Source organism: Gemmobacter nanjingensis, assembly GCF_014652195.1.
Taxonomy (GTDB): domain Bacteria; phylum Pseudomonadota; class Alphaproteobacteria; order Rhodobacterales; family Rhodobacteraceae; genus Gemmobacter; species Gemmobacter caeni.
Genome location: NZ_BMYI01000001.1, coordinates 735,816 through 754,590 on the forward strand (window position 1 = coordinate 735,816; position 18,775 = coordinate 754,590).

Sequence of the window (18,775 nt, forward strand, 5' to 3'; positions counted from 1 at the left end):
GCCCGCGCGCCGGGCGGCATCCAGAGGGCCAGATAGGAGATAGGCCATGATCAGCCAAAAGACCGCATACGACATCGCCTGCGCCCATCAGGAAATCGAGAAGGCGCAGAAGCTCCTTGATAAGGTCAAGGAAGCAGTTGACCGCCGCAAGCAGCCGGATATCCGTGATGCCTTCGGCTACAGCCAAGGCGGTTTGCAGCTTGGCGTGCCGAGCGGAGAAAACAGCACACGCCTCTATATGGTCGAATGGTCGCTCTGCGTTCCGGTGCTGACGGCACATATCGGCCATATGCGGGCCAAGCTCGCCGCGCTGAACGAGGTGGCGCGGTCCGAGCTCGATTGTTCCGAGGCCACCCATGCCTGACCGCATCATCACCGTACACATCAGCCCGTATATCGCGGCGCAGGGCACCGCAGATGACCTCGCCGCGATGGGCGTGACGACCGCCAGTGACGACCTGATCACTATGGCAGCCCGCCAGATGCTGACCAACCACGACGCTTTCATGGGCGGCGATCCCTGCGACGAAGCCATGGAGCAACGCCTGTCCCGTGCGGCATGTTTTGCATCCGCCGCATATGCCGCCGCGCCGATGGAGGACGCTGCGCCTGCCGCTTTGATGCGGGCCTTCCTGCTGGCCTTGGTCGATCCGCTGCACCCTGATCTGGATTGCCTGCGGACCTATCCTGAGGCCGGTGCCAAAGCGCGCGGCTGCGATGACGTTGATTGCAGCAAGTGCGATGGCACCGGGGAGGTGCGGCGTGACTGACCTGACACATGCTCAGCAGACCCGCATGATCTGGATCGACGCGCGCATCGTCGGCGCTGGCAGGCTGAACCGGTCTGACATCATAGCCGCTTTCAAGGTGAGCGCCCAACAGGCAGCCGCAGACATCGGCATGTATAATCGGCTGCATCCCGGACGCCTGCGCTATGACCGTCGAGCCAAGACCTATCACGCCAATCGCGGCACGCTTCCAGCCTATCCCGCGGATCTGCGGCTGACTGTGGCGCATTCGGTCGAGGCCGTAGCTCAGGTGTTGGAGGTGCGGCATGACTGACCTTCCCCGCCTTGCCCTTTCGATCCGCCAGCCGTGGGCTTGGGCCATCATCAACGCGGGCAAGGACGTGGAGAATCGCGACTGGCCGACACGGTTTCGCGGTCCGGTCTGCATCCATGCGGCGAAGGGGGTGACGGCTGCCGAGTTCAACGACTTCATGCGGACGATCCACCACGTCAGCCTTACGCGGCCGTTCCCGAAAGGCACGATGGTGCCTGACCCGCCGAGCCTGCTGCGCGGCGGCATTATCGGCACGGCCGAGATCGTGGATTGCGTCGAGGCCAGCGCCTCTCCGTGGTTTTTCGGGGGCTATGGATTCGTCCTGCGCAATGCGCGGCCTGTCGACTTCATCCCGGTAAAGGGCGCCTTGGGCTTCTTCGACTGGCGCAAGCGGATGGTGGCCGACAATGCCTGACCCTCTCCGCGTCCTGATCGGCTGTGAATGCAGCGGCATGGTCCGCCGGGCGTTTTCTGCGCTTGGGCACGATGCATGGTCGGTTGACCTGAAGCCCGCAGAGGATGGCAGCAACCGGCATTTCGTCGGTGATGTGCGCGACTACCTGCACATGGACTGGGATCTGCTGGCGGTGATGCACCCACCCTGCACCAGACTTGCAAACAGTGGCGTGCGGTGGCTGAAAAGCCCTCCGGGCAAGCTGACCAGCAACTACAGCCGGGCCGAGCGCGAGGCATATGCGCAGATGGACGAGGCCGAGCGGCTGGTTTTCATGTGGCGCAGCCTTGAAGATGGCGCCGCCCTGTTTTCGGCGTGCTGGAATGCACCGATTGACCGGATCGCAGTCGAGAACCCGGTGATGCACCGCCACGCGAAACAGCGGATCATCGGATTTCAGCCGCATGCGCAGAGCGTCCAGCCTTGGCATTTCGGAACGACCGAAGACGGCCCCGACAACGTGAAGAAGCGAATTTGTCTGTGGCTGCGCGGCCTGCCGAAGCTGACGCGCACCGGCACATTGGACGGGTCAACTGCCCGCCCGGAAATTCATGAGGCTACCCCGAGCGAAGATCGCGCCGCAGATCGTGCGCGGTTCTTCCCCGGCATCGCCGCGGCGATGGCGGAGCAATGGGGCGGATATGCCGCCGCACAACACATGAGGACAGCATGACTATCGACACGAACAAAGAGGCGGTTGAGCGTCATCTGACATTGGATGACAATCACGAGGCAGGGCTGATCCCGATGGCTACGCAGATCCTGCTGCGCGCCCTCACCGCCGAGCGTGACGCGCAGACCGCCCGCGCCGATGCGGCAGAGGCAGAGGTGGCGCGGCTGACCGCCGAGAACGAGCGGCTGAGCAGTCTTGTGGATAGCGCGGAGGGCATCTTCGCTAACTGCGAAGTAAGCGCAGGCGTGTGTTGCTGCGGCGAAAATATGGACGGACATTCAAATCCTATGGAGTGTGGGCATAGCCCGGTAGACATGGGGGGTTCCTCCGCAAGTCAATGGCTCGCCGCCCTTCAACGCAAAGCGGGGTAATGAGGGATGCTGTGTCAACGTGAAGAACGCGCGGCTGGACGCCCGTATCCGCGCACATGCCCGACGTGCAAACTCGGACCCTGCCAGAAAGATCAGCCGCGCACACTAATCGGCGAAAATGCAATCATCGCGGCCAAAGACGCCGAAATCGCCCGCCTGACCGCCGTGCTGGATAAGGTTTCCAATGATCTCATGCATGCCGATATGCGCCGGATCACCGCCGAGGCCGAACTCACCGCCCTGCGCGCCGGTCAGGATGCGCTGGTGGCGGTGGCGTATGAGGCGGCGGAAGCTGCCATTATGAAGGCATGGCATTTCAGCGGTAGCATCACAGAGTTCGAGCGAACCTTCGATGATAATGACGCGGTTATTCGCGCCATAACACACCTGAAATCCATGACCCCAGCCGATGCCACCGCCGCGCTTGACGCCAAGCTGCGGGCCGAGCGGAACAAGGTGCGGCGTGATATAGCCGAGTGGGTCAGGCCGCAACGGAACCACATTCCTGCAACCGGAGAAGAATTTGCGAATGCCATCCTCGCCATGATCGAGCCGGAGGGGAAGTGATGGGGAAGCAGATCATCACCGCAATTGTGTCATGCTACATCGGAGCGGGCTTGTCTCTTGGGCTGGTCATGCAGCAAGTGCTTCCGCTCAACAACCTCGGTGTCGCAGTCTACGCGGTGACATGGCCGCGCCATGTCTATTGCGCGCGACCTGGAGCAGACTGTTTCGGACACGCGACGTATCTGCCTGACTGGTTCGGTCGCATGCTTTTTGACTTGGAGGCCACCAATGAATGACCGCATCACGGCGCTGGAAGAGGCGCTGCGCCCGTTCGCTGATTTCGCAGATGCGCGAGGTTTTGACCGCCTGCCTGATCACTTGCCAATGACACAGGGGTCGAGATTTGCACGAAGACAGGTTACTGCTGCCGACTTCAAGGCCGCCCGCGCCGCCCTTGCCGCCATTCGCGCGGCCCCTGACTGTCATCAACCGGATTTGGTGACAGCTAACCCGGCTGAACGCGCCGGGTGGAATGCGGCAATCGCATGGCTCGAAACGTATCTTGCCGACTATGTGAGCGAGCACGGCATCTATGACCATTCGACCGGCGTGACCGAATTTCCTGACGACGGCGAATGGGCTGGCAGCGTGCAGGAAATCATCTACGGGATGCGCCTCGCTATGCCTGCCGCGCTGGACCTGACGCCTGCGCCTGCGGTGGATCCGCGCACGGTAATCGGCGGTGATGTGTCGGTTGCCGTTTGCCCGATCTGCGACATCGCAGGGTGCCAGCATGTGCGCGGCGAAGCGCCTGCGGTGGAGCCGGTGGCGCTGACCTATACGAACTGGCGCGGGCAGACTGCGGTGCGCCGCATCGTGCCGCTGCGCGTCTGGTTCGGATCGACGGCATGGCACCCGGAACCGCAATGGCTCCTGACCGCGATTGATATGGACAAGGGCTTTGAGCGCGACTTCGCCCTTGCAGGGTTCGGCCAGCCCGTCACCGCACAGGACGCGGCGCGGGTGCCGGAAATCGCGGCTGCATTTGAGGCCGGGGCAATGGCGGTTCATCGTGAATGGCTGCGATCACACGAGCACGGAGAGGGTCCACCACGCGGCGAACCGGATTTCTCCGATGCCGCAAGCGACTATGCCGCCCTCCGCGCTATCGGGGGTGACGCATGACCGGGATCAACAGGCAAGAGCGGGCAATCCTTGCGCTGCACGATTATGGGACGCGGCCCGGCGCTACGGCAAAATCTGTCAAGGACGCTATGCTCAAAGACGGGTTTACGCTGGAAGAAATCGCATATGCGGCGAGGGCGATGGAAGGGGGTGACGCATGACCGGGCCGAATGACCGCATCCTGCCGCCTGGTGGACTTGGACCGAAGTTGGCACCGATAACTCAGCCATGCCAGCGTTGCGGCGGGACCGGATGGCTGCGTTTCCGCTGCGGCACCCCATGGCGCTGTGAATGCAATCGTTCGACAAGCAAACCGTGGCGTATGGAGGATTTCGAATGACCGGGCCTGATCGGATTTGGGCATGGCCCACACTCACAACGGCGCTCACGAGTATCCATGCTGACGATGAAGATTTGGATACCTACGGCCTCGTCGAATACATCCGCCACGACCCAGCTGTTCTCGCCGCGCTGCCCGAAGTGCAGGCGCTGATCCGGCAGGCGGTGGAGGCAGAGCGGGAGGCGTGTGCGCAAGTGGCACACGATTGGCAAAACGAAACAGGCACGAATATTGCAGCGTCGGCACGCATATGCCCGCAGATCGCCGCCGCCATCCGCAAGCGTGGGGAGGGGTGAGGATGACCATACTGCCATTCCCGATCAACACACCATCGCGCCGCGCCGAGCTTGTCAGCCACCTGCGTCACATCGCAGACCAAATCGAGGCAGGTGACGCGTTTTATGACCACCACGCGTTCCTGATGTGCCTGACCAGTCCGACCCACCACGAGGTGCTGACCTTTGGCTATCACACCGATCTGGAAGGGTGGCGCGGGGCGCATGCTGCAATGAACGCGATCATGCGCGCAAGCTTCCGAACCGAGGGCGGGAACATCAGGTCGCGCGACACCAGCCTTTACGGGCGAGTGTCAGACGAAATGCCGGTCAATTTGGCTGAAGCTATGACTCTGCGCAAGCGTGGGGATGGCTGACCATGGGAAAACTCGCGCCGATCACATATCAGCCGCGCATGCTGGGCCAGACCGAGGCGGCCGCATATATCGGCGTCTCGGTATCGACCCTGCTGACGCTCGGCATACCGCGCCGCGTGCTGGGTCGGCGCAAGCTATTCGACAGGATCGACCTTGACGCCTATGTGTCTGGCCTGCCCTATGAAGGCGAGCGGGATGAGGTGGCAGAGTGCGACGCGCTGTTCGGAGTGGTAAGACGGTGATGCTGCCACGGGTCCAGCGCATACGGCGCGGCGACCGCGTGCTGTGCTATCATCGCCCGACCGGAACGCGCCTGCCGGATCTGCCGGAGGATCACCCTGAGTTCGTCGCAGCATGGGCGCGGGCGGAATCAGGGATGCCAGACCGCGCTCCACCTGTCGCCAGCGGGTCGGTCGCCAAGATCATCCGCGACGTGCGCCAGTCCAAGCGGTTTCTGGACTATAGCGATGCCTACCGGGCGGCCATGCTGCGGCACATGGATGCAATCGCTGACAGCTACGGCAAGGCGCCGGTGAGCGGCGTGCGCGCCAAGCACATCGAAGCAGACCTGTCGAAACTTGACGCCAACCCAGCAAACGCGCGGCTCAAGGCGTGGCGTCTGATCATGGATCATGCAGAGACCGCCGGTCTGGCCGAGAAGGGCCTGACCGCATCGGTCGGCAATCGCATCGTTAAGACCGACGGACACGCCACATGGTCGCAGGCAGAGGTAGACCGATTCCGCGCGCGCTGGCCCATCGGGACACCGCAACGCGCCGCCCTGGAATTACTGGCGTGGACCGGCGCCCGCGTCAGCGACGGCGCAAGGCTCTCACGCGGCAACATCGGCGCCGATGGGGTGCTGTCATTTCGGCAGGCCAAGACTAGCGGTATGGCCTATGTGCCGTGGACCTCTCCCCTGCCGACATGGGCGCGGGGATGGGAGGCCGAGCGCGCTACGATGCGCGAGGCCGTAATGATCGGCAACGGGTTTACGCTGCTCGAAACATCATATGGCAAGGCGCGGTCGATCAAGGGTCTGTCCAACTTGATCAGCGACGCGGCGGTGCTGGCCGGGATCGTCGGCAGATCGGCGCACGGGCTGCGCAAATACCGGCTGACCGCGATAGCTGAAGCTGGCGGAACGGCGCATGCGATCATGGCTTGGGGCGGTCACACTACGCTCTCGGAGGCCGAGCGCTACACCCGCGCCGCGAACCGCAAGGCCATGATCATCGGGGCGGAACAGGAACAGAACGCAGTAAACGCCGCACCGGATACCTGTAAACAGGCAAAATAATCCAGCGATATCATGCCGCTACAAGAGGCATGGCGATCCCGGTAGGACTCGAACCCACAACCTAGCGCTTAGAAGGCGCTTGCTCTATCCGGTTGAGCTACGGGACCGGAGAATGCGGGACGAGCCCGCGCCCGCCCCTTTTGCCGCGCAGATCGCGGTTAGGCAAGGCTTCGCGTCATGAAATAGCTGTTCGGGTCATCCCAATAGCCCTCAAACGGCGGGCATTGCACGAAGCCTGCGCGTTCATACAACCCGCGCGCCGGGCCGAACATATCCTGCACGCCGGTTTCGAGGCTGAGCCGGGTGAACCCCGCCGCCTGCGCCTCGGCCACCAGATGATCCAGCAGACGCCGCGACAGCCCGCCGCCCCGACGTTCAATGAGCACATGCATCGACTTGATCTCGGCATGGCTGTCGTTGATCCGCTTGAAGGCGCCCATCGCCACCGGCACGCCCGCATCGCGCATCACGAAGAAAAACACTTCGGGAATATCCAGTTCCGAGGCATCCATCATGTGAATGCTCTCCGGCGGGGTATCCGCATGCATATCGGCGGTATGCCGTTCAAACAGCAGCGAAAGGTCGGCTCCGGTCGGGTTTTCCCGCGCGATGGTCAGCATCTGGCACATCCGTTCAGTCGTTATTTTCACCGCTTTGCGCGGAAGATGCGCGGACTATAGGAGCGCCGTTTGCCAGCGTAAAGCACCCGCGCCGCGGCGGAAACAGAAGGCAGGGTTACACTTCAACCGCGACCACAGCCACGCAATCGCCCGGCTTCACAAGGCCCGGAAAATGCCGCGCCATGAACAGGCCCGCCCGGCGTGCCGTCACCGTCACCGGCGCAAGCCCGGTCCGGCCGGTCGGATATATCTGCGCGACGGGCTGCCCGGCCGTGACCCGATCACCCAGATCGGCCAGAAATGTGATCAGCCCGCCATCCTCGGCAAAGGTGAAGCAATCGGCATCGGGCATGTCGAGCCAGCGGGTCGGGCGGGGCACGACCGCGCCCTGCATCACCCCGGCGGCGACCAGCAGGTTGCGCAGCCCCTCCTTCGCGATAGCCGCCGTCCGCGCCGATGCCGTACCGCCGCCGCCCAGTTCGGTGGTGACGAAGACCTTGCCCATTTCCTCGGCGGCGGTGTCATACATGCCGACCGCGTCGATTTCGAGCATCCGGCACGACCAGGGCGCCCCGAAGGCCCGGACCAGATCGAAGGCGCGCGCCTCGACCGCCTTGTCGGGCAGAACATGCGCTGCGCAATAGGGCAGGAAATCCAGCGTCTTGCCGCCCGAATGGAAATCCAGCACCACATCCGCCACCGGCAGCAGCACCCGTTGAAAGTAGTCGGCGATTTTCTGGGTCACCGTGCCATCGGGGCGACCGGGAAAGCTGCGGTTCAGATTGCCCCTGTCAATGGGCGAGGTGCGGGTTCCCGCCAGAAAGGCCGGGTAGTTCATCGCCGGAATGATGATCAGCCGCCCGCTGACCTCCCCGGCCTGCACCGTTGCCGCCAGATCGAACAAGGCAATCGGCCCCTCGTATTCGTCCCCGTGGTTCGCGCCGGTCAGCAGCACCGTCGGCCCACTGCCGTTGTTCACCACCGTCAGCGGGATCATCACCGAGCCCCAGGCCGCATCGTCACGACTGTAGGGCAGCCGCAGGAAGCCATGACTGACGCCCTGTGCATCGAAATCCACCGTTGCGGTGACCGGCGACGGAGGAAGCTGTGACATCGGCTCAATCCTTCACGAAAAGCTGGCGCGGCACATTGGCCAGACATTCGACCCCGGTTTCGGTGATCAGGATGGATTCGGTGATTTCCAATCCCATATCTTCCAGCCAGAGGCCGGTCATGAAATGGAAGGTCATGCCGGGTTGTAGTTCCGTCCGGTCGCCGGGCCGCAGGCTCATGGTGCGTTCGCCCCAGTCCGGCGGATAGCTGACGCCGATGCCATAGCCGGTGCGGTTGTCCTTCACGATGCCGTATTTCGCCAGCACGCCGAAGAAGCCGCGCGCGATATCCTCGCAGGTATTGCCGGGTTTCGCGGCGGCAAGGCCAGCCTCCATCCCTTCCAGCGTCGCCTTCTCTGCCTCCAGAAACGCCTGGGTCGGCTTGCCCAGAAACACGGTGCGCGACAGCGGCACATGATAGCGGTGATAGCAGCCCGCGATTTCAAAGAAAGTGCCCATGCCACGCTGCATCGGCCGGTCATCCCAGGTCAGATGCGGCGCCGAGGCGTCGCGCCCCGAGGGTAGCAGCGGCACGATCGCAGGATAATCGCCGCCCGCCCCTTCCACGCCTCGAAGACCTGCATCCTGGATTTCGGCCACCAGATCGCATTTGCGCATCCCCGGCTCGACCTTTTCCAGAATGCGCGCGTGCATCTTTTCCACGATCCGCGCGGCTGTGCGCATATAGGCGATTTCCTGCGGACTCTTGCAGGCGCGTTGCCAGTTCACCAGCGCGGTGCAATCGCTGAACCGTGCATTCGGCAGATGCTTTGTCAGGCTGGCGAAGGCCGCGGCTGTGAACCAGTAATTGTCCATCTCGACCCCGATCCGCGCCTTCCCGTGGCCCCGGTCGGTCAGGATCTGCGACAGCAGATCCATCGGGTGCCGTTCGGTCGACTGCACATAATGATCGGGATAACCGATGATGTTGTCGGGGCGCAGATAGGCGGTCAGCCGCGCGCCATTGGCATCCTGCCCCCGGCCATACCAGACCGGCTCGCCCTGCGGCAGCACCACGACACATTGATGGACATAGAACGACCAGCCGTCATAGCCGGTCAGCCAGTTCATATTGCTGGGATCGGTGACGATCAGCAGATCGACCCCTTTCGCCTCCATCGCACGCCGGGTCTTTTCCAGGCGGGCGGCATATTCCTCGCGGCTGAACTTCAGGATGACATCCGACATTTCCACGCCTCCGCTTCTGCGACGCATTCCCGCTCCGGCAGCGCGTCACGCCGATGCAGGTTAGCTTGCCGGGAGACATTATCAAGCGCCTGGCCTTGCGGCTGGATCGGCAGGGCGCCTTGGTCTAGCCTTGGGGCAAAGCGCAGGGAAAGGACCGACATGGCCGACCACGACAACGAGCTGAATGCCTGGGACCGCGACCATTTCTTTCACCCCTCCACTCATATGGGCATGCATGCGCGGGGCGAAAGCGCGCGCCGGGTCATCGCCGGGGGCGAGGGTTGCCACATCACCGATACCACGGGTAAGCGCAGCCTCGACGCCTTTGCCGGGCTGTACTGCGTGAACGTGGGATATGGCCGGACCGAGATCGCTGAAGCGATTGCCGAACAGGCCCGCGAGCTCGCATATTACCACGCCTATGTCGGGCACGGCACCGAGGCCAGCATCACCCTGGCCCGCATGATCATCGAACGCGCGCCTGCCCATATGAGCCGGGTCTATTTCGGTCTCTCCGGGTCGGACGCGAATGAAACGAACATCAAGCTGATCTGGTATTACAACAATATCCTCGGCCGCCCCGAGAAGAAGAAGATCATCTCGCGCTGGCGCGGCTATCACGGCTCGGGCGTGATGACCGGCAGCCTGACCGGCCTTTCGCTGTTCCACGCGCATTTCGACCTGCCGCGCGCGCCCGTCCTGCATACCGAGGCACCTTATTTCTTCCGCCGCGAGGATCGCTCGATGACCGAGGCGCAGTTCAGCGCCCATTGCGCGGCAAAGCTGGAAGAGCTGATCCTTTCCGAAGGCCCCGACACCATCGCCGCCTTCATCGGCGAGCCGATCCTTGGCACCGGCGGCATCGTGCCCCCGCCCGAGGGCTATTGGGCCGCGATTCAGGCCGTGCTGAAGAAATACGACATCCTGCTGGTGGCGGATGAGGTGGTGACGGGCTTCGGGCGCCTCGGCACCATGTTCGGGTCGACCCATTACGGGATGGAGCCGGACCTCATCACCATCGCCAAGGGGCTGACCTCGGCCTATGCGCCGCTGTCGGGGTCCATCGTGTCGGATCGGCTGTGGCAGGTGCTGGTGCAGGGATCGGATGACTTCGGGCCGATGGGCCACGGCTGGACCTATTCCGCGCATCCGATCTGTGCCGCCGCCGGGGTGGCGAACCTGCGGCTGATCGACGATCTGGGTCTGGTGCAGAACGCCGGCACCATCGGCGCGCATTTCCGCAGGGGGCTGGCCAATGCGCTGGCCGGGCATGCTCATGTCGGTGAAGTGCGCGGCGACGGGTTGATGGCGGCTGTGGAATTTGTCGAAGACCGCGACGACCGCCGCTTCTTTGATCCCGCACGCAAGGTCGGTCCCGCCATTGCCGCCGCGCTGCTGGATCGTGGCGTGATCGGCCGCGCCATGCCGCAGGGGGATATTCTGGGTTTCGCCCCGCCGCTGTGCCTGACGGAGGCCGAGGCCGATACGGTGATCGCCGCCGCCGCTGATGCGGTGAAATCCGTGCTGGGCTAACCTGCGTTAGGCATTCGTCAACCAATCGGCGCGCAAGGTGGCAGGATGCGAATCCTGCTTTTGCTCCTGCTCTGCGCCGGTTGCGGCGCCCAGCCCGCACCGCTGATGTTCGGCGGCGCGCGGCATGAAACCGTTGTCGACGGCCATCGCTACACCGTCTACCGCAAGGCCAATCAGGTGGAGGTCATCCGCGAAGGCTGGGCCGCGCCAGGGGAACATGCGAACATCCGGGCGACCATGGTCGCCGTGGTTCCGTGGCTCACCGGCTGCGACGTGCTGCCTTCGACCGTGCGGGGTGACAGCGGCGAGATGCGCGCCCGCGTCACTTGCCCGAAGGGCCGACGATGATCAGTTCGTAGACCGCAACCGCGCCCGCCAGACCGAACATGACTGCCCAGCCGGTATTCCCCGCCGCCAGTTCCAGCCCCGCCCAGATCAGCGGCAGCACCGCCGTCAGCCAGCGTACCACGGGCCGGGCGAACATCGGATGGTCGGCGTCGATGAGGCGCATGTTTCCTCTGGCTTTTTCTGTTAGGCTGCCTGGGCAGGAGGAGCCAACCATGCCAGACATCCGCACCGCCTTTCAAGGCCAGACCGTCATCACCACATTCGAACTCAGCCCCGGCACCGCCCATGACCTGATGGAGGCGCTGGAAGACGCCTATCGCGAATTCATCAGCAAGCAACCCGGTTTCATCGCGGCGGGCCTGCATATGAATGATGCGCAGACCCGGATCTGCAACTATTCGCAATGGCAGCGGCGCGAGGACTACCAGGCCATGCTGCGCAGCCCCGAGATGCGCCAGCGCAACAAGGTTATCGCCACGCTCTGCCGCAGTTTCGAGCCGGTGATGTACGAAGTGGCGGCTGTTCTTTAACGCCGCAACCCGGCGGGCGGGCCCTGCCGGTCCGGTGACGCCGGTTCAGCGCCGCCGCTTGTTGCCGCCGCGCTGACCCGCCCGCCCGGCGGTGGACCGTCCGCTTTGCTTCACCGCTGCATCGACGGCCTCTTCCACGGCTTCCTGCCGGGCCAGAGGATCGTCCGCAACGGCAAGCTCCACGGCCTCCAGACGCTTGACCTCGTCCCGAAGGCGCGCGGCCTCCTCGAATTCGAGGTTCTCGGCGGCCTTGCGCATCTGCACCCGCAGCGCTTCCAGATGTGCCGCGAGGTTCTGCCCAACCATGGGCTTGTCCACCCTGGTCGTGATACGCGCCTGATCGGTATCGCCCTGCCAGAGACCCGCGAGCACATCCTCGACGTTCTTCTTCACCGTCTGCGGCGTGATGCCATGCGCCTCGTTATAGGCCATCTGCTTTTCGCGCCGCCGATTGGTTTCGGCGAGTGCGCGCTCCATGCTGCCGGTGATCCGGTCGGCATACATGATCACCCGACCCTCGGCATTCCGCGCCGCCCGCCCGATGGTCTGGATCAGCGAGGTTTCCGACCGCAGGAACCCTTCCTTGTCCGCATCCAGAATGGCAACCAACCCACATTCGGGGATATCCAGCCCCTCGCGCAGCAGGTTGATGCCCACCAGCACGTCAAAGGCCCCCAGACGTAAATCCCGCAGGATTTCAATGCGTTCAATCGTGTCGATGTCCGAGTGCATATAGCGGATGCGGATGCCCTGTTCGTGGAAATATTCGGTCAGGTCTTCGGCCATGCGCTTGGTCAGCGTGGTGACCAGAACCCGCAGCCCCTGCGCCGCGACGCGGCGGATCTCGTCCAGCAGGTCATCGACCTGCATTTCCACCGGGCGGATCTCTACCACCGGGTCCAGAAGGCCGGTCGGGCGGATCACCTGTTCGGCGAAGACGCCGCCGGCCTGCTCCATCTCCCACGCCGCCGGGGTGGCCGAAACGAAGATCGACTGCGGGCGCATCGCGTCCCATTCCTCGAACTTCAGCGGCCGGTTGTCCATGCAGGAGGGCAACCGGAAGCCGTGTTCCGCCAGCGTGAACTTGCGCCGATAGTCACCGCGATACATGCCGCCGATCTGCGGCACGGAAACGTGGGATTCATCGGCGAAAACAATGGCATTGTCGGGGATGAATTCAAACAGCGTCGGCGGCGGCTCACCCGGCGCGCGACCTGTCAGATAGCGTGAATAGTTCTCGATCCCGTTGCAGACGCCGGTCGCCTCCAGCATTTCCAGATCGAAATTGCAGCGCTGCTCCAGCCGCTGTGCCTCCAGCAGCTTGCCCTCCCCCACCAATTGTTCCAGCCGCTGCTTCAACTCCAGCCTGATACCCTTGATCGCCTGCTGCATGGTCGGGCGCGGCGTGACGTAGTGGCTGTTGGCGTAAATACGGATCTGCTTGAACACATCGGTCTTCGCGCCGGTCAGCGGGTCGAATTCGACGATGCTTTCCAGTTCCGGCCCGAAGAAAGAAAACCGCCAGGCCCGATCCTCAAGGTGGGCGGGCCAGACTTCCAGACTGTCGCCCCGCACCCGGAAACTGCCGCGCTGGAAGCCCGAATCGTTGCGCCGGTATTGTTGGGCCACCAGTTCGGCAATCACCTGCCGCTGTTCATACATCTGCCCGACGACCAGGTCCTGCGTCATGGCCGAATAGGTTTCGACCGAGCCGATACCGTAGATGCAACTGACCGAGGCCACGATGATCACATCGTCGCGTTCCAGAAGCGCCCGGGTGGCCGAGTGGCGCATCCGGTCAATCTGTTCGTTGATCTGGCTTTCCTTCTCGATATAGGTGTCCGACCGCGGCACATAGGCTTCGGGCTGGTAGTAATCGTAATAGCTGACGAAATACTCGACGGCGTTTTCGGGGAAGAAGCCCTTGAACTCGCCATATAATTGCGCAGCCAGCGTCTTGTTGGGCGCAAGGATGATGGCGGGACGCTGGGTTTCCTCGATGATCTTGGCCATTGTGAAGGTCTTGCCGGTGCCGGTGGCGCCCAGCAGAACCTGATCATGCTCCCCCGCCTGCACGCCCCCCACCAGTTCCGCGATAGCCGTCGGCTGGTCGCCTGCGGGCTGGAAGGGCGAATGCATGACGAAGCGACGCCCGCCTTCAAGCTTGGGACGGGTCAGCACCTCGGGCCGTTCGGTCGGGGCGTTGGTATTGTTGTGCGGCATGGCGATTCCTTGGCTTGCCCTCAAGATGATCCGTTTTTGTTCCGGTTCAAGGGGCGAATACCTGCTGCCTTTCAGACAGCGTTAACCCTGATTGCCAGAGTCTGAAGATGGACGGATCAATTTTACAGAAAATTGATTGCGTCAATTTCAGCTTTTGGTTGCGAAGCTTTGCAGAATGCCGCATCGTAACAGGGCAAGCAACGCACTGTCGGCTGGTCGCACCCCACACCCCAACCACACTCCCAGACCAGCCGACAGACCTTGCTCAGGTGGCGGATTTCGCTGCGGCGGCCCTTGCCTAACCTGCGGTTTTCGCCAATAAGAAGGCAGATCTGCAAGGAGCTTCCCATGCGCGCACGCATCTACCAGCCCGCCCGCAACGCCATGCAATCGGGCACCGCCAAGACAAAGGGCTGGGTGCTGGAATTTGCACAGGCCAGCGCGCGCGAGGTCGATCCGCTGATGGGCTGGACTTCGACCACCGATACCACCACCCAGGTCAAGCTGCGCTTCGACAGCCGCGAAGCTGCGGAAGTTTACGCCCGTGACAACGGGATCGAGTTCGAAGTGCTGGAAACCCACAAGCGCAAACCCAACGTGCGCCCGCTGGGCTATGGCGAGAATTTCGCCACCAACCGTCGCAGCGCCTGGACGCACTGACCCTGCCGCGCCCTTGACCGGGCGCACCGCTGGTCCCATGTGATTTCCCGGACCGAAGCAAAGGACAGGCCATGCGCAACGCCGCTCTGGTATTGGGATTGATTGGCGGCATCTTCGCCATGATCGTGGGCTTTTTCAGCTTCGGCTATACCGAGGTCGTTCAGAATCACGCCGAAGTCGGGCGGATGTTCGGCCAGTTCGAGAATGCGCAGACCATCCGCATCGCCAGCTTCCTCGCCCCTTTGCTGGCCATTGCGGGCGGCGCCATGGCGCGGGCGCGCGCGCTCTGGGGTGGTATTCTGATGCTGTTGTCCGCGGGTCTGATCTATCTGGCCTTCGGCTTTGGCGTCTTCACCATGTTCCCGATCGGCTTCTGCCTTGTCGGCGGGTTGCTCGCCGTAGCGGCGGGCAAACCGGATGAGCCCAAGGCACATTTCTGACGACCACAAATGAAAACCGGCCCCGAAGGGCCGGTTCAGGATCAGGCTTCCATCGCCTCAAGCTCGTCGATGAAGCCCGCGATCATGTCGAGCCCCTTCTGCCAGAAACCGGGATCGGACAGATCCAGCCCGAAGGGCGCCAGCAGTTCCTTGTGGTGCTTCGAGCCGCCCGCCTTCAGCAGATCGAAATACTTCTCCTGGAACTCCGGCAGACCATCGGCATAGGCCGCGTAAAGCGCGTTCACCAGCCCGTCACCGAAGGCATAGGCATAGACGTAGAACGGCGAATGCACGAAATGCGGGATATAGGCCCAGAAGGTCTCATACCCATCCATGAAATCGAAGGCCGGGCCAAGGCTTTCGGCCTGCACGCTCATCCACAGGGCATTGATGTCGTCGGGGGTCAGTTCCCCTTCCGCCCGCGCCGCATGCAGCTTGCATTCGAAATCATAGAAGGCGATCTGACGCACGACCGTGTTGATCATGTCCTCGACCTTGCCCGCCAGCAAGGTCTTGCGCTCGGCCGGGGTTCTGGCGCCGTCCAGGAGCTTGCGGAAGGTCAGCATCTCGCCAAAGACGCTGGCGGTTTCGGCGAGCGTCAGCGGGGTCGAGGACAGCAGTTCCCCCTGTGCCGCCGCCAGCCGCTGATGGACGCCATGACCAAGCTCATGCGCCAGCGTCATGACGTCGCGCGGTTTACCAAGATAGTTCAGCATCACATAGGGATGCACGGTGGTGACGGTCGGATGCGCGAAGGCACCGGGGGCCTTGCCGGGCTTCACACCTGCGTCGATCCAGCCCTGCGTGAAGAACGGCTCGGCCAGTTCGGCCAGACGCGGCGAGAAGGCGGCATAGGCATCGGAAACCGTCTTGCGTGCGGTATCCCAGTCCACGGTTTTCGGCTGTTCGATGGGCAGCGGCGCGTTGCGGTCCCAGACTTGCAGCCGGTCGAGACCCAGCCATTTCGCCTTCAGCGCATAGTAGCGATGGCTGAGCTTGGGATAGGCGGCAACCACGGCATCCCGCAAAGCCTGCACCACCTCGGGTTCCACATGGTTCGACAGATGGCGGCCATGCTGCGGGCTGGGCATCTTGCGCCAACGATCATGGATTTCCTTTTCCTTGGCCAGCGTGTTGTGCACCCGCGCAAACAGCTTGATATGGCGATCAAAGACTTCGGCCAGCGACCGCGCCGCAGCCTCGCGTTTCGCGCGGTCGGTATCGGTCAGCAGGTTCAGCGTGGCTTCGAGGTTCAGCTCCTCCTCCTCGCCCGCGACCTTGAACATCAGGCCTGCCATCGTCTCGTCGAACAGCTTGTTCCAGGCCGAGGCGCCGACGACGCTTTCGTCATGCAGGAAGCGCTCCAACTCGTCCGAAAGCTGGTGCGGGCGCATGGCGCGCATCCGGTCGAACACCGGCTTGTAGCGGGCCAGATCGGCATTGGCGGCCAGCAGCCGGTCCAGCGCCGCATCTTCCAGACGGTTGAACTCCAGGCTGAAGAACACCAGCGGCGTGGTGAAGGTGGTGACACGGTCCTGCGCATCGGCCATGAACTTGGCGCGCTCGCTGTCCATGGTGTTCTGGTAATAGCGCAGCCCGGCGTAAGACATCAGGCGCCCGGCGATCACGTCGATTGCCTCGTATTCCTGCACGCAGGCCAGCAACCCGGCAGCATCGAGGTCCGCCAGCTTGCCTTCATAGGCCGCCGCGAAATCGGCACAGGCTTTTTCCAGCCAGGCCATGTCGCGCGCAACTTCGGGCGCATCCGGCGCGGGGTAAAGATCGGTCAGATCCCATTCGGGCAGATTGCCCAGCCCGCCCCCGGCGGCATTGGCATCGAAAACCGGCGAAGGAAGCGGAAGAGTCATGGAGGAACCTCAAGCATGTTTGTTCCCATCTAGGTTCCCGAAGGGACCAAGCGCAAGCCTCAGGCCCTTCCGGGCCATGCAAATCTGATGCACGCGATAGGGAATTTTCGCCCGGATTCGGCCATCCGAAAGGCTTTGGCTCCTGCAATTCACCAAAATTTGCTCAAATATTAGGCGAATGACCCTGTTCCCGGCAGGTTTCAGGCCTTTTTGCCGCGAAAACCGTCACCGCCGCTTTCATGTCCGCCGGGGCGACGCTTAACTGAAATCAGCAAGATCGGGGGCGCTTCAGTGACGACCTATTTCAACGAAATGTATGATAACGGCGCAGTGCGCGCGCCTTATGCGCGGCTGGAAGACTGGATGCGGCATATGCCGGCCGAGCTCAGGCAGATGAAGCAGGCCGAGGCTGAAACGTTGTTTCGCCGCATCGGCATCACGTTCGCGGTCTATGGCGAGGGCGGCGACCCGGATCGGCTGATCCCGTTCGACATGTTCCCCCGCGTGTTCACCGCCCCGGAATGGACCCGGCTGGAACGCGGCATCAAGCAGCGCGCGCGGGCGCTGAACATGTTTCTGGCCGATGTCTATGGCCGGGGCGAGATCGTGAAGGCCGGGCGCATCCCGGCGCGTCTGGTGTATGAAAACGAGGCTTACGAAAAGGCCGTCGTCGGCTTCGTGCCGCCCAAGGGAGTTTACAGCCACATCGTCGGCATTGACCTCGTGCGCACCGGGCCTGACGAGTTTTTTGTGCTGGAAGACAACTGCCGCACGCCCTCGGGTGTCAGCTACATGCTGGAAAACCGCGAAATCATGATGCGGATGTTCCCCGATCTGTTCCGCGAGAACCGCATCCAGCCGGTCGACAGTTACAGCGAAAGGCTGCGCCGTACACTCGCCTCGGTCGCGCCCGCGAAATGCACGGGCGAGCCGCGCGTGGTTCTGCTGACCCCCGGCCATTTCAACAGCGCCTATTACGAACACAGCTTCCTCGCCGATCTGATGGGGGTCGAACTGGTGGAAGGGCAGGATCTGTTCGTAGAGGGCGAATTTGTCTGGATGCGCACCACCGAAGGCCCGAAGAAGGTGGATGTGATCTATCGCCGGATTGACGATGCCTTCATCGACCCGCTGTGCTTCCGCCCGGATTCCATGCTGGGCGTGCCGGGGCTGATGGATGTCTACCGCTCCGGCGGGGTGGCGATCTGTTCCGCACCCGGTGCGGGCGTGGCGGATGACAAGGCTGTCTATACTTTCGTGCCCGAAATGGTGCGTTTCTATCTGGGGGAAGAGCCGATCCTGAACAACGTGCCGACCTGGCAATGCGGCAAATCGGATGATCTGAAATATGTGCTCGACAACCTGCCCGAACTGGTCGTGAAAGAGGTGCATGGCTCAGGCGGTTACGGCATGCTGGTCGGGCCGAAATCCACCAAGGCCGAGGTCGAGGCCTTCCGGCTGAAGATTCTCGACGATCCCGACAATTATATCGCTCAGCCGACGCTTGCGCTGTCCACGACGCCGACTTTCGTGGCCGAAGGCATCGCACCACGCCATGTGGACCTGCGGCCCTATTGCCTGGTCGGCGAAAGCATCGACCTCGTGCCCGGCGCGCTGACCCGCGTGGCTCTGAAAGACGGCAGCCTTGTGGTGAACTCGTCGCAGGGCGGCGGGGTCAAGGATACCTGGGTGCTGGCGGAGTAATCATT

The 18,775-nt window shown here is 62.9% G+C and carries 26 protein-coding genes and 1 tRNA gene; 20 read left to right on the top strand and 7 right to left on the bottom strand.

The window, feature by feature from the left end:
- Nucleotides 1-46: 46 nt before the first annotated feature.
- The 14 genes from IE126_RS03805 to IE126_RS03870 all read left to right on the top strand — a co-directional run bounded on the left by IE126_RS03805 (nucleotide 47) and on the right by IE126_RS03870 (nucleotide 6,544).
- Nucleotides 47-364 carry a hypothetical protein gene (locus IE126_RS03805; RefSeq protein ID WP_189380212.1) on the top strand — a complete coding sequence of 106 codons (318 nt, stop codon included), beginning with the start codon at nucleotides 47-49 and terminating at the stop codon, nucleotides 362-364.
- Complete coding sequence (locus tag IE126_RS03810) at nucleotides 357-770, top strand: hypothetical protein (protein ID WP_189380213.1); 414 nt, start codon at nucleotides 357-359, stop codon at nucleotides 768-770. Before IE126_RS03805 ends, IE126_RS03810 begins: the two co-directional genes overlap by 8 nt.
- Complete coding sequence (locus tag IE126_RS03815; RefSeq protein WP_189380214.1) at nucleotides 763-1,062, top strand: hypothetical protein; 300 nt, start codon at nucleotides 763-765, stop codon at nucleotides 1,060-1,062. The genes IE126_RS03810 and IE126_RS03815 overlap by 8 nt, the downstream gene beginning before the upstream one ends.
- Complete coding sequence (locus IE126_RS03820) at nucleotides 1,055-1,477, top strand: ASCH domain-containing protein (protein ID WP_189380215.1); 423 nt, start codon at nucleotides 1,055-1,057, stop codon at nucleotides 1,475-1,477. The genes IE126_RS03815 and IE126_RS03820 overlap by 8 nt, the downstream gene beginning before the upstream one ends.
- On the top strand, nucleotides 1,470-2,189 hold the full coding sequence (locus IE126_RS03825; protein ID WP_189380216.1) for a hypothetical protein: 720 nt from the start codon (nucleotides 1,470-1,472) through the stop codon (nucleotides 2,187-2,189). Before IE126_RS03820 ends, IE126_RS03825 begins: the two co-directional genes overlap by 8 nt.
- On the top strand, nucleotides 2,186-2,560 hold the full coding sequence (locus tag IE126_RS03830) for a hypothetical protein (RefSeq protein ID WP_189380217.1): 375 nt from the start codon (nucleotides 2,186-2,188) through the stop codon (nucleotides 2,558-2,560). The genes IE126_RS03825 and IE126_RS03830 overlap by 4 nt, the downstream gene beginning before the upstream one ends.
- Nucleotides 2,561-2,566: 6 nt before the next feature.
- Nucleotides 2,567-3,127, top strand: a complete 561-nt coding sequence (locus IE126_RS03835; protein WP_189380218.1) for a hypothetical protein — start codon at nucleotides 2,567-2,569, stop codon at nucleotides 3,125-3,127.
- Nucleotides 3,127-3,363: a hypothetical protein gene (locus tag IE126_RS03840; protein WP_189380219.1), complete on the top strand. Its 237-nt coding sequence runs from the start codon at nucleotides 3,127-3,129 to the stop codon at nucleotides 3,361-3,363. The genes IE126_RS03835 and IE126_RS03840 overlap by 1 nt, the downstream gene beginning before the upstream one ends.
- On the top strand, nucleotides 3,356-4,252 hold the full coding sequence (locus IE126_RS03845) for a hypothetical protein (RefSeq protein ID WP_189380220.1): 897 nt from the start codon (nucleotides 3,356-3,358) through the stop codon (nucleotides 4,250-4,252). Before IE126_RS03840 ends, IE126_RS03845 begins: the two co-directional genes overlap by 8 nt.
- Nucleotides 4,249-4,413, top strand: coding sequence for a hypothetical protein (locus tag IE126_RS03850; RefSeq protein WP_189380221.1), 165 nt, complete (start codon nucleotides 4,249-4,251; stop codon nucleotides 4,411-4,413). Before IE126_RS03845 ends, IE126_RS03850 begins: the two co-directional genes overlap by 4 nt.
- 130 nt (nucleotides 4,414-4,543) lie before the next feature.
- Nucleotides 4,544-4,888, top strand: a complete 345-nt coding sequence (locus IE126_RS03855; RefSeq protein WP_189380222.1) for a hypothetical protein — start codon at nucleotides 4,544-4,546, stop codon at nucleotides 4,886-4,888.
- A 2-nt stretch (nucleotides 4,889-4,890) separates the two neighbouring features.
- Nucleotides 4,891-5,244 carry a hypothetical protein gene (locus IE126_RS03860; RefSeq protein ID WP_189380223.1) on the top strand — a complete coding sequence of 118 codons (354 nt, stop codon included), beginning with the start codon at nucleotides 4,891-4,893 and terminating at the stop codon, nucleotides 5,242-5,244.
- A gap of 2 nt (nucleotides 5,245-5,246) precedes the next feature.
- Nucleotides 5,247-5,486, top strand: coding sequence for a MerR family transcriptional regulator (locus tag IE126_RS03865; protein ID WP_189380224.1), 240 nt, complete (start codon nucleotides 5,247-5,249; stop codon nucleotides 5,484-5,486).
- Entirely contained in the window at nucleotides 5,486-6,544 is a 1,059-nt protein-coding gene (locus tag IE126_RS03870) for a tyrosine-type recombinase/integrase (protein WP_229825208.1), read from the top strand. Before IE126_RS03865 ends, IE126_RS03870 begins: the two co-directional genes overlap by 1 nt.
- A 30-nt stretch (nucleotides 6,545-6,574) precedes the next feature.
- On the opposite strand, the gene IE126_RS03875 is transcribed toward IE126_RS03870, so the two are convergent.
- From IE126_RS03875 to doeA, 4 genes are all read right to left on the bottom strand, one after another.
- Nucleotides 6,575-6,651, bottom strand: a tRNA-Arg gene (locus IE126_RS03875).
- Nucleotides 6,652-6,702: 51 nt separating this feature from the next.
- Nucleotides 6,703-7,164, bottom strand: coding sequence for a GNAT family N-acetyltransferase (locus IE126_RS03880; protein ID WP_189380226.1), 462 nt, complete (start codon nucleotides 7,162-7,164; stop codon nucleotides 6,703-6,705).
- Between the two features lie 115 nt (nucleotides 7,165-7,279).
- Nucleotides 7,280-8,278 carry a N(2)-acetyl-L-2,4-diaminobutanoate deacetylase DoeB gene (doeB, locus tag IE126_RS03885; protein WP_108128169.1) on the bottom strand — a complete coding sequence of 333 codons (999 nt, stop codon included), beginning with the start codon at nucleotides 8,276-8,278 and terminating at the stop codon, nucleotides 7,280-7,282.
- A 4-nt stretch (nucleotides 8,279-8,282) separates the two neighbouring features.
- Complete coding sequence (gene doeA, locus IE126_RS03890) at nucleotides 8,283-9,464, bottom strand: ectoine hydrolase DoeA (protein ID WP_189380227.1); 1,182 nt, start codon at nucleotides 9,462-9,464, stop codon at nucleotides 8,283-8,285.
- A gap of 159 nt (nucleotides 9,465-9,623) precedes the next feature.
- Between doeA and IE126_RS03895 the strand changes: the two genes are divergently transcribed.
- Together IE126_RS03895 and IE126_RS03900 are read left to right on the top strand one after the other, a co-directional pair.
- On the top strand, nucleotides 9,624-10,997 hold the full coding sequence (locus IE126_RS03895; RefSeq protein ID WP_189380228.1) for an aspartate aminotransferase family protein: 1,374 nt from the start codon (nucleotides 9,624-9,626) through the stop codon (nucleotides 10,995-10,997).
- 45 nt (nucleotides 10,998-11,042) lie between these two features.
- Nucleotides 11,043-11,345, top strand: a complete 303-nt coding sequence (locus IE126_RS03900; protein ID WP_189380229.1) for a hypothetical protein — start codon at nucleotides 11,043-11,045, stop codon at nucleotides 11,343-11,345.
- Here the strand turns inward: IE126_RS03900 and IE126_RS03905 are convergent.
- The gene (locus IE126_RS03905) at nucleotides 11,320-11,508 is read right to left on the bottom strand and encodes a hypothetical protein (RefSeq protein WP_054302372.1); all 189 of its coding nucleotides are present in this window, start codon (nucleotides 11,506-11,508) and stop codon (nucleotides 11,320-11,322) included. The genes IE126_RS03900 and IE126_RS03905 overlap by 26 nt on opposite strands.
- A 49-nt stretch (nucleotides 11,509-11,557) precedes the next feature.
- On the opposite strand from IE126_RS03905, the gene IE126_RS03910 reads away from it, so the two are divergent.
- Nucleotides 11,558-11,875 (top strand): antibiotic biosynthesis monooxygenase family protein, encoded by a 318-nt coding sequence (locus IE126_RS03910; RefSeq protein ID WP_054302373.1) that lies wholly within the window; start codon nucleotides 11,558-11,560, stop codon nucleotides 11,873-11,875.
- Between the two features lie 45 nt (nucleotides 11,876-11,920).
- On the opposite strand, the gene uvrB is transcribed toward IE126_RS03910, so the two are convergent.
- The gene (gene uvrB, locus IE126_RS03915; protein ID WP_054302374.1) at nucleotides 11,921-14,098 is read right to left on the bottom strand and encodes an excinuclease ABC subunit UvrB; all 2,178 of its coding nucleotides are present in this window, start codon (nucleotides 14,096-14,098) and stop codon (nucleotides 11,921-11,923) included.
- 348 nt (nucleotides 14,099-14,446) lie between these two features.
- Here uvrB and IE126_RS03920 point away from each other — a divergent pair, with 348 nt between their 5' ends.
- A complete protein-coding gene (locus IE126_RS03920) occupies nucleotides 14,447-14,758 on the top strand; it encodes an ETC complex I subunit (RefSeq protein ID WP_189380230.1) in 312 nt (103 codons plus the stop codon).
- Nucleotides 14,759-14,829: 71 nt separating this feature from the next.
- Nucleotides 14,830-15,198 carry a hypothetical protein gene (locus IE126_RS03925; RefSeq protein ID WP_189380231.1) on the top strand — a complete coding sequence of 123 codons (369 nt, stop codon included), beginning with the start codon at nucleotides 14,830-14,832 and terminating at the stop codon, nucleotides 15,196-15,198.
- A 41-nt stretch (nucleotides 15,199-15,239) separates the two neighbouring features.
- Here the strand turns inward: IE126_RS03925 and IE126_RS03930 are convergent, their stop codons facing one another.
- Nucleotides 15,240-17,066, bottom strand: a complete 1,827-nt coding sequence (locus IE126_RS03930) for a M3 family oligoendopeptidase (RefSeq protein ID WP_054302377.1) — start codon at nucleotides 17,064-17,066, stop codon at nucleotides 15,240-15,242.
- Nucleotides 17,067-17,378: 312 nt separating this feature from the next.
- Here IE126_RS03930 and IE126_RS03935 point away from each other — a divergent pair, with 312 nt between their 5' ends.
- The gene (locus IE126_RS03935) at nucleotides 17,379-18,770 is read left to right on the top strand and encodes a circularly permuted type 2 ATP-grasp protein (RefSeq protein ID WP_054302382.1); all 1,392 of its coding nucleotides are present in this window, start codon (nucleotides 17,379-17,381) and stop codon (nucleotides 18,768-18,770) included.
- Nucleotides 18,771-18,775 lie beyond the last annotated feature (5 nt).